The organism is Bradyrhizobium sp. MV1.5, from assembly GCF_055807615.1.
The window spans coordinates 62,940-76,222 of sequence record NZ_JBVVPL010000023.1 but is presented as its reverse complement, the minus strand read 5'-3'; the positions used below and the strand labels follow the sequence as shown (position 1 = coordinate 76,222).

At 65.0% G+C, this 13,283-nt stretch carries 12 protein-coding genes; 6 read left to right on the top strand and 6 right to left on the bottom strand.

Going from position 1 to position 13,283, the window contains the following annotated elements; translation table 11 throughout:
* The first annotated feature begins 43 nt into the window (after nucleotides 1-43).
* Nucleotides 44-1,285, top strand: a complete 1,242-nt coding sequence (locus AC0L2J_RS21560; RefSeq protein WP_473394014.1) for an MFS transporter — start codon at nucleotides 44-46, stop codon at nucleotides 1,283-1,285.
* Here the strand turns inward: AC0L2J_RS21560 and AC0L2J_RS21555 are convergent.
* The 6 genes from AC0L2J_RS21555 to hpaH form a co-directional block, all read right to left on the bottom strand.
* Nucleotides 1,263-2,891: a thiamine pyrophosphate-dependent enzyme gene (locus tag AC0L2J_RS21555; protein WP_473394011.1), complete on the bottom strand. Its 1,629-nt coding sequence runs from the start codon at nucleotides 2,889-2,891 to the stop codon at nucleotides 1,263-1,265. The two genes, AC0L2J_RS21560 and AC0L2J_RS21555, sit on opposite strands and share 23 nt — an antisense overlap.
* A 25-nt stretch (nucleotides 2,892-2,916) precedes the next feature.
* Nucleotides 2,917-3,786 carry a fumarylacetoacetate hydrolase family protein gene (locus AC0L2J_RS21550; RefSeq protein WP_473394008.1) on the bottom strand — a complete coding sequence of 290 codons (870 nt, stop codon included), beginning with the start codon at nucleotides 3,784-3,786 and terminating at the stop codon, nucleotides 2,917-2,919.
* Between the two features lie 194 nt (nucleotides 3,787-3,980).
* Nucleotides 3,981-4,964 (bottom strand): 3,4-dihydroxyphenylacetate 2,3-dioxygenase, encoded by a 984-nt coding sequence (gene hpaD / locus AC0L2J_RS21545; protein ID WP_007608021.1) that lies wholly within the window; start codon nucleotides 4,962-4,964, stop codon nucleotides 3,981-3,983.
* 112 nt (nucleotides 4,965-5,076) lie between these two features.
* Entirely contained in the window at nucleotides 5,077-6,615 is a 1,539-nt protein-coding gene (gene hpaE, locus AC0L2J_RS21540; protein WP_063993135.1) for a 5-carboxymethyl-2-hydroxymuconate semialdehyde dehydrogenase, read from the bottom strand.
* On the bottom strand, nucleotides 6,608-7,006 hold the full coding sequence (locus AC0L2J_RS21535; RefSeq protein WP_007608025.1) for a 5-carboxymethyl-2-hydroxymuconate Delta-isomerase: 399 nt from the start codon (nucleotides 7,004-7,006) through the stop codon (nucleotides 6,608-6,610). Before AC0L2J_RS21535 ends, hpaE begins: the two co-directional genes overlap by 8 nt.
* Nucleotides 7,007-7,036: 30 nt before the next feature.
* The gene (gene hpaH, locus AC0L2J_RS21530) at nucleotides 7,037-7,843 is read right to left on the bottom strand and encodes a 2-oxo-hept-4-ene-1,7-dioate hydratase (RefSeq protein ID WP_473393997.1); all 807 of its coding nucleotides are present in this window, start codon (nucleotides 7,841-7,843) and stop codon (nucleotides 7,037-7,039) included.
* 110 nt (nucleotides 7,844-7,953) lie between these two features.
* Between hpaH and hpaR the strand changes: the two genes are divergently transcribed.
* The 5 genes from hpaR (at nucleotide 7,954) to AC0L2J_RS21505 (ending at nucleotide 13,000) form a co-directional block, all read left to right on the top strand.
* On the top strand, nucleotides 7,954-8,472 hold the full coding sequence (gene hpaR / locus AC0L2J_RS21525) for a homoprotocatechuate degradation operon regulator HpaR (RefSeq protein ID WP_473393993.1): 519 nt from the start codon (nucleotides 7,954-7,956) through the stop codon (nucleotides 8,470-8,472).
* A gap of 118 nt (nucleotides 8,473-8,590) precedes the next feature.
* Nucleotides 8,591-9,676, top strand: a complete 1,086-nt coding sequence (locus AC0L2J_RS21520) for a malate/lactate/ureidoglycolate dehydrogenase (RefSeq protein WP_007608031.1) — start codon at nucleotides 8,591-8,593, stop codon at nucleotides 9,674-9,676.
* Between the two features lie 145 nt (nucleotides 9,677-9,821).
* Complete coding sequence (locus tag AC0L2J_RS21515; RefSeq protein WP_035974924.1) at nucleotides 9,822-10,598, top strand: HpcH/HpaI aldolase family protein; 777 nt, start codon at nucleotides 9,822-9,824, stop codon at nucleotides 10,596-10,598.
* Nucleotides 10,599-10,768: 170 nt separating this feature from the next.
* The gene (locus AC0L2J_RS21510; RefSeq protein ID WP_007608034.1) at nucleotides 10,769-12,292 is read left to right on the top strand and encodes a UxaA family hydrolase; all 1,524 of its coding nucleotides are present in this window, start codon (nucleotides 10,769-10,771) and stop codon (nucleotides 12,290-12,292) included.
* A gap of 186 nt (nucleotides 12,293-12,478) precedes the next feature.
* A complete protein-coding gene (locus AC0L2J_RS21505; RefSeq protein WP_007608036.1) occupies nucleotides 12,479-13,000 on the top strand; it encodes a PAS domain-containing protein in 522 nt (173 codons plus the stop codon).
* Nucleotides 13,001-13,283: the final 283 nt, after the last annotated feature.

Genomic DNA, 13,283 nt, shown 5'->3' with positions numbered 1-13,283 from the left:
CGCAGCCCCCGCTCGTCTAAGCTTCCGGCGGGGGAGACGCGATATGGCGACCACACAGCTCTCGGCCGGCGCTGGCGCGGCCAACCGCACCGGCCTGTATCTGGCCGTGCTGCAACTGGCGTTCACGCTTGGCTGGACCACCTACGTCATCTATCTGCCAAAGCTCGCGGCTGAGGTCGGCATCGCGCCATCAGCCGTCATCCTCATCCTGATGCTGGACCAGGCGATCTTCACCATTGCCGACACCGCGATGGGGATCGCCGCCGACAGGATCGCGCCCCATCTCGGCAGGCTTGGCCTGTTCGTCGGGCTCCTGGCCGCGATCTCCTGCGGCGCGTTCGTCGCGCTGCCTTTCGTCGCAGGGCGCGGCGTGGCCGCGCAGGGGTGGTTCATTGCCCTGATCGTGGTCTGGTCGATCACCTCGTCCGCGATGCGCGCGCCGCCGCTGACATTGCTCGGCAAATACCGCGCCCGGCCGCAGGTGCCGTTCCTCGCCGCGCTCGCGATGCTCGGCTATGGCGTCGCCGGCGCAGTCTCGCCCTATCTCGGCGTGGTGCTGCGCGAGCACGATGCGCGGCTGCCCTTCGTGATATCGAGCGCAGTGCTGCTGTTGACCGCGGTCGGACTGTCACGGATCGAGCACGAGGTGGCCCGCGACACCGCGCCGCCGACACCGGCCGAAGCGGCAAAGCCGCTTGGCCTCGTGCCGATCGCCTTCATCGTCGCGATGGTGGCGCTTGCGCTCGGCTATCAGTTGCACTTCGCTCTGAACAGCGCGCCGTTCTACCTGCGCTTTGCCAAGCCGGATGAGCTGCAATTGCTGATGCCGGTGTTCTGGATCGGTTTCAACATTGCGATGTTTCCGGCAAGCCTCGTCGTCAAGCACCGTGGCGGCGTGATCGTGATGGGCGCGGCCGGACTGCTTGGAGCGGTCGCGATTGGTGCGGCCGAATTCGCCGGCAGCCTCAACACGCTGATCGTCGCGCAGTTTCTCGCCGGAGCGGCGTGGGGCTGCATGCTGATGAGCGCGATCTCGGCTGCGTTGGCGATCGGCTCGACCGGCGCGGAGGGAAAGGTGACCGGTCTCGTCTTCTCGGCGCTCGCGCTCGGGACCTTCGCGCGGATGGCGGCGGTCGCCGGCGGCTTGCAGAAAATGCCTGAATACGCCCCGCTGCTGCACTGGGCCCCGATCGCCTGCTGGGCGGTCGCAGGCGCGGGCCTGCTGGTGATCGCGGCGGCGCGGCTACAGGGCGGCGTTCACCTCAAGGCTTCGGCGGGTGGATGAACGCCCACGGGCTGACTTCCGAGTCCCGCGTCACCTCGACCGAGATCAGATAGGGCCCGCCATGCGCCAGGGCCTTCTCCATCGCCGCCTTGAACTGGTCCGGCGCGGTGACGCGCGCGGCGGCCACGCCAAATGACTCCGCGAGCTTGACGAAATCCGGGTTGACCAGATCGGACGCCACCACGCGGCCGTCGAAACGTTCGCGCTGGTCGCGGCGGACATTGCCATAGGCGTTGTTATTGAACACCAGCGTCACCACGCCGATGTTGAACTGCACGGCGGTGGCGAGCTCCTGCACGCCGAACATGAAGCCGCCGTCGCCGGTGATCGCCACCACCGGCTTGTCGGGATTGGCGACCTTGGCCCCGAGCGCGGTCGGGAAGCCCGAGCCCAACGTGCCCTGATAGCCTGACGTAATGAAGGTGCGCGGCTCGTAGATCGGAAAACCGTACCAGGATGCGAAACCGAACTGCGACAATTCATCCGTCACGATCGCGTTCGCCGGCAGCACCTCGCGCAGGATGTTGAGATAGGCCATCTGCGGCTGGATGCGCTGGATCTCGGCTTGCGCCGTCGCGGTCACCTCGCGGATCTCTCCCCGCCGGCCGCTGGTCCTGGCATAGCCGGCCCTCTTCACGGCTGTGACGAGATCGGCCGTGCCGGCTTTGGCGTCGGCGACGATAGCGACATCGGAAGCGAGCCGGCGCATCTCGGCCGGATCGATATCGACACGAATGGATTTCAGCCCCTTCGGCTGATATGGCCAGCGGAAGCCCGACGCCGGCAGCTCGGCGCGCGTGCCGATCGCGATCATCACATCTGTTGTCGGCCACAGCTTGTAGGCCGCCGCCATCGTGAGTCCAAGCTCATGCGCGTTGGAGACGATGCCGCGGCCGCTGCGGAAGGCGACGACGGGCGCGTCGATCATCTCGGCGAGTTCGAGAATCTCCTCCCGCGCCTCGATCGCGCCGCTGCCGACGAAGATCATCGGCGCCTTGCTATTCCTGATCAGCGCGGCCGCCTGCTTGATCATGTCAGGGTCGGGCTGCGGCGCGGGCAGCGGCTCCAGCACTTGCGCAGCCGCGGTGTCGGCGCGCTGGGTGAAGACGTCCCAGGGCATCTCGACGGAGGCGGGGCCACGCCGTCCGGACGTCATCTCCTGGAAGGCGCGCGCGACCGTGGTCGGCGCGTTGCCGGGATATTCGATCCGATCCGCCCATTTCACATAGGTGCGCAAGGTCGCGAGCTGATCCGGCATCTCGTGCAGATGGCCGCGGCCCTTGCCCAAAAACTGCGTCGGCACCTGGCCGGTGACGCACAGCACCGGCTCGTTGCAGCCGAAGGCGGTGAGCAGTGCTGCGCTGGCGTTGAGTACGCCGGGACCGGGCACCACGCTGAACACGCCGGGCCTGCCGCTGGAGCGTGCATAGCCGAACGCCATGTACCCGCAGGCCTGCTCGTGCCGCGCGCCGATCACCTTGAGCTGCGCCTGGTGGAAGGCGTCGAACAGGCCGTAGACCTGCGCGCCGGGCAGGCCGAACACGGTGTCGACGCCGTGGGCGACAAGGCCGCTTACGATCGCTTCGCCGCCGGTGAGGGTGGTCATGGCATTATTCCATTTCAATCGGTGTTCAGGCTTCGTCGACGACGCCGTTGCGTAAGGTTCCGATGCCCTCGGCCGCGACTTCGATAATATCGCCCGGCTTGAGATAACGCGGGGGATCGAACCGCGCACCGGCGCCCGTTGGCGTGCCCGTGACGATGACGTCGCCGGGAACGAGCGTTGCGAAGGTCGAGATATAGCTGATGAGATAGCGGAACGGAAACATCAGCCGGCTGGTGCGGTCGTCCTGCCGCAGCTCGCCATTGACGTGCGTGGTGAGGCTGATGTCGGCGATCTGCGATTCCTGCGTGTAGGGCACCAGCCACGGGCCGAGACTGCCGCTGGAATCGAAGTTCTTGCCTTGCGTGACATTGAACTTGGCATGGCGCAGCCAGTCGCGCACCGAGCCTTCGTTGCAGAGCGTCAGCGCGGCGATGTGGTCGAGCGCAGAACTTTCGGGGATGTGCCGGCCTTGCTTGCCGATCACCAGCACGATCTCGCCCTCATAGTCGAGCTGCGCGGAGGCGCGCGGGCGCACCAGCGGCGTGTCGTGGCCGACGAAGGAGCGCGGCGAGCGCATGAACATGCTCGGATATTTCGGCGCGTCCTGGCCGTCCTTGTACTCGGCATTGCGGTCGGGATAATTGACGCCGATGCAGATGATCTTTTCCGGCGCGGGCACCGGCGGCAGCCAGATGATGTCATCCAGCGCGTGATCTGGCGCGCGGCCGGCGGCGTCCTCGGCAAGGCTCGCGAGCTGTCCTGCCGCGATCACCTCGCGCAGCGTCGGATAGTCCTTTCCGTGGCGCGCGGAGAGATCGACAATGCCGCCGTCGACGACGGCGCCATACTTCGTTGCACCCTTGACGGAATAGGTGGCAAGGCGAGGGGGGTTCATTGGCTGCTCATCATTCTTTGTCGTCCCGGCCTAGTGCGCAATTGCGCACGGGGGCCGGGACCCATACCGCGTGATCTACCGATAGTGCGCCGTGGCAATCCCGAACGACCAATCTTCGTCAAACGTCTCCCTGTGGTTATGGGTCCCGGCCTTCGCCGGGACGACGGGGAGAGAGTTTGTGCCGGTCACCCGCATCAATCCGCCACCAGCACGTCGGCCACGAACTTCGGCTCGCGCACGGCTTGGCCGGAGAACGGCGAGCCCTGCTCGAACCAGGAGCGCGGGGCGGGTGCGCCCCACAATGTCTGGCGACGGGGATCGCGCAGCGACCAGCGCAGCGGCTCGTGGTCGTGATCGCCGGTGAAATAGTCACTGGTGTAGAGCTCCAGCCGGTGTCCATCGGGATCGCGGACGTAGAGGAAGAACGCATTCGAGATGCCGTGGCGTCCCGGACCACGCTCGATGTTCTTCACGAAGCCCTGCGAGGCCATGACATCGCAGAGATGGATGATGTTCATGGCCGTCGGCGTCCAGTACGCGAAGTGGTGCAGCCGCGGGCCCTTGCCGTTGGTGATGGCAAAATCGTGGACATTGCCCTTGCGATGCATCCAGGCCGCGGCGATGCGCCCGTTCGGTCCGTCCTCCTCGGCGTATTCGGTGAGGCGAAAGCCGAGCCGGGCATAGAATTCGACGGTGTCCTGCACTTCGGCGGCGAACACGTTGAAATGGTCGAGCCGCTGCGGATGGCAGCCCCTGTAGAGATCGTAGCGGCGCAGCAGATGCGGCCGCCGGTCCATCGACGCATACAGCTCGATCTGGAAGCCGAAGGGATCGGTGAATTGCAGCGTGCGGCCCTGGAACGGCTGATCGATGAACGCGTAGCCCAGAGCGTTCTCGGACAGGAACTTCGCGGCCTTGTCCAAATCCCCGTCATTGCCGACCTTGAAGCCGAGGCGGTTGCAGGCGGGCGCCGCCGCCTTGCGCAACACCAGCGAGTGATGCTGGTGCTCCTCGGCGGCGCGCAAGTAAACGACCTTGTCGTCGGCGTCCTCGACATGCAGGCCGACAACGCTTTCATAGAACTCGCGGCTGAGCTTCAGATCGGTCACGTCCAGCACGGCGTGGCTGGAGCGGATGATGTTGAACGGCGGCTCGAAGACATGTTGCGGTACGGGCATTGCGTTTCCCCTCTTGAGGTCCCCCGTCATTCCGGGGCGGCTCGCAGAGCCGAACCCGGAATCTCGAGGTTCCGGGTTCGACGCTCCGCGCCGCCCCGGAACGACGGCGGTTCTAGATTCCCAGCTTCTGAATCTTGTGCGTGCCCCGCGCCAGCGAGACGTGCTTGGTTTCCATGTAGAAATCGAACGAATAATCGCCGCCGTCGCGGCCGATGCCGGATGCTTTCATGCCGCCGAACGGCGTCGGCAGATGGCGGACGTTTTCCGAGTTCAGCCAGATCATGCCGGCCTCCAGCGCATCCGCGACACGCAACGCGCGGCCGACATCGTTGGTCCAGACATAGCCGGTCAGGCCATAGCGGATGTCGTTGGCGATCTCGATCGCGTCTGCTTCGTCCTTGAAGGGGAGCACGGTGAGGAAGGGGCCGAACACCTCTTCCTGCGCCACGCGCATCTTGCCATGCGCGCCGGTCACCAGCGTCGGCTCGACATAATGTCCGCCGCCCGGCCCGTCATAAGCCTTGCCGCCGACCGCAATCGTCGCGCCGTCCTGGCGGGCGACGTCGAAATAAGAGCACACCTTTGCCAGATGCCGCTCGTGGATCAGCGGGCCGATCTCGGTTGCGGGATCGAGGGGATGGCCGACCTTCAGGGCTCTTACCCGCGCGGCCAGCTTCTCCACGAATTTCTCCGCGATGCTGGCCTGGATCAGCAGGCGGCTCGACGACGTGCAGCGCTCGCCGTTGAGCGAGTAGATCATGAACACGACCGCATCGAGCGCGCGGTCGAGATCGGCGTCGTCGAACACGATCACGGGGTTCTTGCCGCCGAGCTCGAAATGCACGCGCTTCAGCGTGGGCGCGCCCTGAACCATGATCGCGGAGCCGGTCGAACTTTCGCCGACAAAGCCGATCGCCTTGATGGCGGGATGCTCGGTCAGCGCCTTGCCGGCCTCTTCACCAAAGCCGTGCACGGTGTTGAGCACGCCGTCGGGCACGCCGGCTTCCTTGACGAGCTTTGCAAGAATGGCCGCCGTGACCGGCGACCACTCGGCCGGCTTGTGCACGACGGTGCACCCGGCCGCGAGGGCAGGGGCGATCTTCCAGGTCGAAAGCATGAACGGCGTATTCCACGGCGTGATGACGCCGACCGGGCCGATCGGCACGCGGGTCGAGACGTTCCAATGCTCGTCGCTCGGCGTGTTCTGGCCGTCGCGCGCCTCGCCGCATCGATCGGCAAAGAAGCGGAAATTCTCGGCGGCGCGGATCGCGGCCTTGGCCATGAAGCGATAGGCCTGGCCGGTGTCGATGCATTCGAGCACCGCGATGTCCTCAGCATTGTCCTCGATGGCGTCGGCGACGCGATGCAGCAGCTTCTTCCGCATCGCCGGCGCCATGTCGCGCCAGGATTTGAAGGCCAGCGAAGCAGCGGTGGCGGCGCGATCGATATCTTCGGCATTGCCGCGCGCGACGCTGGCCAGAGTCGCGCCGTCGACCGGCGATTTCGTTTCGAACGTCTCGCCTGAGATCGACGGCACGATCTTGCCGTCGATCATGTGGCCGACGCCGTCGGCGCGGAGCGTCTTCAGCAGCGGTGCGATGCGGTCGCGATTGGCCTGGAACACATCGGTTTTCGGCGTGGGCTTATCCATGGGCGGCCTCCGCCTTCAGGGCGTCGTGGATGTTGTTGCGCTTCCAGCTCGTGTCCTTGTCGTTGATCTGCATGTCGAACGACAGGGCGAATTTGGAGCTTGCGAAGACGGGATCGAGATGGCGGGAGAGAGCCTGGAATACATGTTCGCCGGCCTGCTTGCGGGTTGGCAGATCACGGCCTTCGCCAATGCGCAGCACCATGTCGAGAAAGCCGTAGTCTTGCCGCGCATCGGCGATCGCATAATGCTCGCATCTGACGGCGCGGACGCGGATGCCGCCGAGCGGGAAGATGCCGGTCTCGACCGCCGCCCTGCGTACCACCTCGCACGCCGCGCCGATGTCGAGGCGGTCGTCGAGATTGGCCGAATATTCGATCGTGAAATGCGGCATCGCGGTTTCACTCCCTGTCTTTTTGTTCGTCTAGGCGAAGTAGCAGCTCACCGAGCCGTAGGCGCCATAATCGGCTTGAATTGTGTCGCCCTTGCGGGTCTCGATCGGACGGATGAAGGAGCCCGCGAGCACAACCTGCCCGGGCTCGAGCGCAAGGCCGAGCGGCGCGATCTTGTTGGCGAGCCAGGCAACGGCCGTGGCGGGATGATTGAGCACGCCGGCGGCAAGGCCGGTCTCTTCGAGCTGGCCGTTCTTGAAACACAACGCGCCGATCCAGCGCAGGTCCGCGTCCAGCGGACGGATCGGCCGTCCACCGAGCACGATGCCGGCGTTCGCCGCGTTATCGGCGATGGTGTCGAAGATCTTTCGCGTCGCCTTGCTCCGGGGATCGACGCGTTCGATCCGCGTGTCCAGAATCTCCAGCGCCGGCACCACGAAATCGGTGGCGTTGAGCACGTCGAACAGCGTGCAGTCGGGGCCCGCGAGGCGCTTGCTCATGACGAAGGCGAGCTCGGCTTCCACGCGCGTCGCAATGAAGCGTTCCGTCGGAACGAGGCCGCCATCGGCGAAGAACATGTCGTCGAGCAACACGCCGGAATCCGGCTCGTTGATTCCGAGCGCGCTTTGCATAGCCTTCGAGGTCAGGCCGATCTTGTGTCCCCGGACGATGCGCCCTTCGGCGATCTTGACGTCGACCCAGGCCTTCTGAATCGCAAAGGCGTCAGCGATGCTGATGTCGGGAAAGTCCTGCGAGAGCTGCCGGATCTGCGTACGGGTCTTCTCCGCCTGATGCAGACGGTTCGCGCAAGCTCGGATATCGTCGTTTGAAAGCGCCATGTGTAATCTTACAAATCGTGGTGCAGGAAGATACTTAACATGTTAAGTGAATGCGTCAATCGCAAATTGGCTTGCTGCACTGCAAACGTTTCGCGGCTTGAAAGGGCGTCATGACGAAGAGACCGGCTGATCCTGCGGACGGAAGCGAGCCCGCCGTGCGGCAGGTGCCGATGCGTGAGTTCTCGCGTTCGCTGCCGATGTCGTTGCTGCGGGCACGCGAAGCGGTGATGCGGCAGTTCCGTCCCTCGTTGCGTGAGCACGGCCTGACCGAGCAGCAATGGCGCATTCTGCGCGCCCTCGCGGCGATCGATACGGTCGAGGTCACGGAACTCGCGCGCACCGCGTTCCTGCTCGGACCGAGCCTGTCGCGGATCCTGCGTGATCTGGAGGCGCGCAACCTGATCGAGCGCAAGACCGCGAAGGCGGACCAGCGCCGCAGCATGGTCTCGATCTCGGAAAAGGGCGTGAAGCTGATGGCCTCCGTGGCGCCATCCTCCGAAGCGATCTATGCGGAGATCACGCGCCGCTTTGGCGCACGCAAGCTCGTCGAGTTGCAGGAGATGCTTGGCGAGCTCGAACAAAGTCTCGCAGGGCTCGGCGCGGGCGAGGAGGCAAGTGCCGAGGGGTGAAAGCTGATATGCGCAAGCGCGCGGCAACAATCATGGACATCGCCGCATTTTTTCGCTCAAGTGCCGCTCAAGCCGATGACTGCAAAATCGGCGCCGAGGTAGAGGCAAACAGACCCTCATGGTCACCATCCAGGTTCAGAAGCTGATCGACTTCGTCACCGAGGTCTTCGCGCATGCGCAGTCGTCGCCTGACGAAGCCAGGCGCATCGCCACTTATCTAACCACGGCGAATCTGACCGGCCATGACAGCCACGGCGTGATCCGCGTCCCCGTCTATATCCGCTGGCAGAAGAGCGGCGCGGTCGTGCCCAACCAGAACGCCGAAATCGTGCTCGACACGCCCTCGCTCGCGGTGATCGACGGCAAGTTCGGCTATGGCCAGACCGTGACGCCGCAGGCGGTCCGGATCGGCATCGAGAAGTGCAGGAAGGCGGGACTTGCCGCTGTCGCGCTACGCAATGCCGGCCATATCGGCCGCGTCGGCGATTGGGCCGAGATGGCCGCCGCCGAAGGACTGATCTCGGTTCATTTCGTCAATGCCGCCGGCTCGCTGCTGGTGGCGCCGTTCGGCGGCGTGGAGAAACGGCTCTCCACCGCACCCTATTGCGTCGGCATTCCGCGCGAGGGCCAGGATCCGATCGTGCTTGATTTTGCGACTTCGGTCGTGGCCGAGGGCAAGGTGCTGGTCGCAAGCCGCGGCGGCAAGAAGTTGCCGAAGGGCGCGCTGGTCGATGCCGACGGCAGCCTGAGCGAGGAGCCGGCCGTGCTCTACGGCCCCTACACGCCGGATGGGCCGCGCGATCACACCAAGGGAACGGGCGCGATCCGTGCGTTCGGCGAGCACAAGGGCTCGGGCCTCGCCTTCATGTGCGAGCTGCTCGGCGGCGCGTTGACCGGAACCGGGGCCACGTCCGGCGGTCGGCGCTTCGCCAACGGCATGCTGGCCTTCTACGTCGATCCGAAAGTGGTCGATACCTCCCATGTCTTCGACGCAGAGGTGTCGCGCTATGCCGACTTCATCCGTGCCACCAAGCCGGTGTCCGGGGTCGACCAGGTGCTGATTCCCGGCGACCCCGAGCGGAAAACCCGGGCTGAGCGGACCCAAAACGGCATCCCCTTGCCGGATGACACCTGGGCGGCAATAGTGAATACCGCCCGCGAGGTCGGCGTCAGCGAAGTCAGCATCCAGAGGGCGACCGCATAGGTCTTGCGTCATTGCGAGCGTAGCGCGGCGCGCCAGTTCGCGGTAACAGCGGGGCTGTGCTGTCGCGACGCTCGTCATGGTGACGAAGGTCCAAATAACGACGACTTAAACAATGACGGCCCAAACAACAAAGAAGGAAGGCAACGTGGCGAACAAGGTCAAGGAAATCTGGAAGTCGGGCAAGGCCGTGGTCAACGCGTGGCTCGCGATTCCCTCCGGCTTCTCGGCCGAGATGATCGCGCAATGCGGCTTCGACAGCGTCACCGTCGACATGCAGCACGGCGTGCAGGATTATCTGTCGATGGTGCAGTGCTTCCAGGCGATGGACAAGCACCCCATCACGCCGATGGTCCGCGTGCCCTGGAACGAGCCCGGCATCATCGGCAAGGTGCTCGATGGCGGCGCCTATGGCGTGATCTGCCCGATGGTCAACACGCCGCAGGAAGCCAGGAATCTCGTCTCCTATTCCAAGTACCCGCCGAAGGGCGTGCGCTCCAACGGCCCGATCCGCGCCGGCATGTACGGCACCGCTGGCTCCTACCAGAAGACGGCCAACGACGACATCGTGCTGCTGCCGATGATGGAGACCAGGACCGCGGTCGAGAACATGGAAGCGATCTTCGACGTCGAAGGCATCGACGGCGTCTATATCGGTCCGTCCGACCTCGGCTTCTCCTACGGCCTCGAACCGAAGCTCGATCGCACCGAGCCCGAAATCCTCGCGATCTACGAGAAGATCATCAAGGAGTGCGGCAAGCGCGGCCTCAACCCGGGCATCCATTGCAGCGGCGCCGAGGGTGCCGCGCGCGCCATCAACATGGGCTTCAAGCTGGTGACGCTCTCGAACGAGGTCGGCCTGATGACCACGTACGCCAAGATGCAGGTGAATGCGACCCGCAAGGATTCCGGCGGCAAGGCCTGAGCTCTCTCTGTGTCCCGGACGCGATGCAGCGCGAAGCGGTGCATCGCAGAGCCGGGACCCAGTCGCTAACCAAGCAGATGACGTGACAACTAGGCCCCGGCTCAGCAGCGCACCGCTTTCGCGCTGCGCTGCGTCCGGGGCACGATACGTGAAGACCAAGGAGACCTCCCATGACCATCAGCCCCGTCATTCGCCTCCATCCCGATGATGGCGTGCTGATCGCGCGCGCGAGCTTGCCGCCGGGAACGCTGGTGGCCGACGGCGTAACCACGGTCGAGCGCATTCCTTCCGGCCACAAGGTCGCGATCAAGCCGATCGCATTGGGCGAGCCGGTGATACGCTACGGCCAGATCATCGGCTTTGCGACGGTGCCGATCGCGCCGGGCCAGCACGTGCACGTGCAGAATTGCGGCATGGGCGATTTCGCCAAGGACTACGCCTATTGCGCCGACGTCAAGCCGACGCCGAATTTCGATCTCCCGGCGAGCTTCGAAGGCATTCGCCGCCCGGACGGCCGCGTCGCCACGCGCAACTATATCGGCATCCTCACCTCGGTGAATTGCAGCGCGCATGTCGCAAGCCTCGTCGCCGACGTGTTCAAGAAGAATCCGTTCACTGGCGACAATCCGCTGGCCGACTTCCCCAATGTCGACGGCGTGGTCGCGCTGACCCACAAGACCGGCTGCGGCATGACGCAGAACGAGCCGCTGGCACTTCTCCGCCGCACGCTCGGCGGTTATGCGCGGCACGTGAACTTCTCCCACGTCATCGTGCTCGGCCTCGGCTGCGAGGTAAACCAGATCGGCGGCCTGATGGAGGAGCAGAAGCTCGCCGGACGTCTGCGCGCAATGGACATCCAGGAGGTCGGCGGCACCCGCAAGACGGTGGAAGCCGGCATTGCCTTCGTGCGCGAGGCACTTGCGGAGTCCAACAAGGTCAAGCGCGAGTCCGTTCCGGTGAGCGAATTGACCGTGGCGCTGCAATGCGGCGGTTCGGATGGCTATTCCGGTGTCTCCGCCAACCCGGCGCTGGGCGCGGCCAGCGATCTCATCGTGCGTCACGGCGGCACCGTGATCCTGTCGGAGACGCCGGAGACCTATGGCGCCGAGCATCTGCTGACGCGCCGCGCCGTCAGCCGCGAGGTCGGCGAGAAGCTGGTCGATCTCATGCGCTGGTGGGACGAATACACGACGCGCGAAGGCGCCGAGATGAACGCCAATCCGAGCCCGGGCAACAAGGCCGGCGGTCTCACCACCATTTTGGAGAAGTCGCTCGGCGCGATGGCGAAGGCCGGCACCACCAACCTCGTCGAAGTGCTGCGCTATGCCGAACCCATCACCAAGAAGGGTTTCGTGTTCATGGACACGCCCGGCTACGATCCGGTTGCCGCGACCGGGCAGGTCGCCGGCGGCGCCAATCTGGTCTGCTTCACCACGGGGCGCGGCAGCGTGTTCGGCTGCAAGCCAGCGCCGTCGATCAAGCTCGCCACCAACACGCCCATGTACAAGCGCATGGAAGAGGACATGGACGTCAATTGCGGCACCATCCTCGAAGGCGAGGAGAGCGTTCAGCAGTGCGGCCAGCGCATCTTCGATCTGATTCTCAAGACGGCTTCGGGACAGCCGACCAAGAGCGAGAGTTTTGATTTCGGCGGCGCCGAGTTCGCGCCCTGGGTGCTGGGCGCGACGATGTAATCCCATCGTTGCGCGTCGGCGGTAGCCGCGCACTGCAAGCGAGGCTCCTAAGTAATGATACGGAGCCGTGAAGTGATCACGAGGGTTTCCGCGGTCACACCTGATTAACATCTTCTGCCGTAATCCCTGGAGCGATGCGAGCTCCACTCATTTGGGGCGTTCGCCCTTCGTGAGGATTCGTCAACGATGACGCGTGCGATACGGCCGACCGGCGTGGAAAATCTCCTCGGAGAGGAGGAGCTGATCGTCTCGAAGACCGATCTCAAGGGCCGCATCACCTACGCCAACGATGTCTTCATCCGCATGGCGAAGTACTCCTGGAACGAACTGATGGGCGCGCCCCACAGCCTGATCCGCCACCCCGAGATGCCGCGCTCCGTCTTCAAGCTGTTGTGGGACACGCTCCAGTCCAGGCAGGAGATCTTCGCCTACGTCGTCAACCTCGCGAAGGACGGCAGCCATTACTGGGTGTTCGCCCACGTCACGCCGACATTCGACGAGCGTGGCAATATCGTCGGCTATCACTCCAACCGTCGCAAGCCCGATCCAGCGCAGATCGAGCGCATCAAGCCGATCTACAAGGCGCTGTGCGCGGAAGAGGCGCGGCATGCCAATGCCAAGGACGGCATGCATGCGAGCTTCGAGGCGATGGTCGGGCTGCTCAAGCAACAGGGTGTCGGTTACGATGAATTTGTGCTCTCTCTCTAAGGCGCAGGGAGCGACCGCGCTCGCATCTGTTCTTGCCGTCGTTGCGTTCGTGCTCTCGCTGTCCGGCGCGACCGGAATTTCCGGCGCGGCGTTGCTAGGCGTTACGGTCGCGCTGCTCGGCTATGCCGTCTGGTGCCAGTACCGCACGGCGGTGGCCGTCGACGAGGTGGCAGACGTGGGGGGCCAGGCGGGCCGCGGCGCCCCCCCGGGGCGCCGCCGCACCCACCCCCCCGCCCGGCCGGGCGGGGGCCGTGAGGAGTGGGGGGACGCCCGTCGGGGCGGG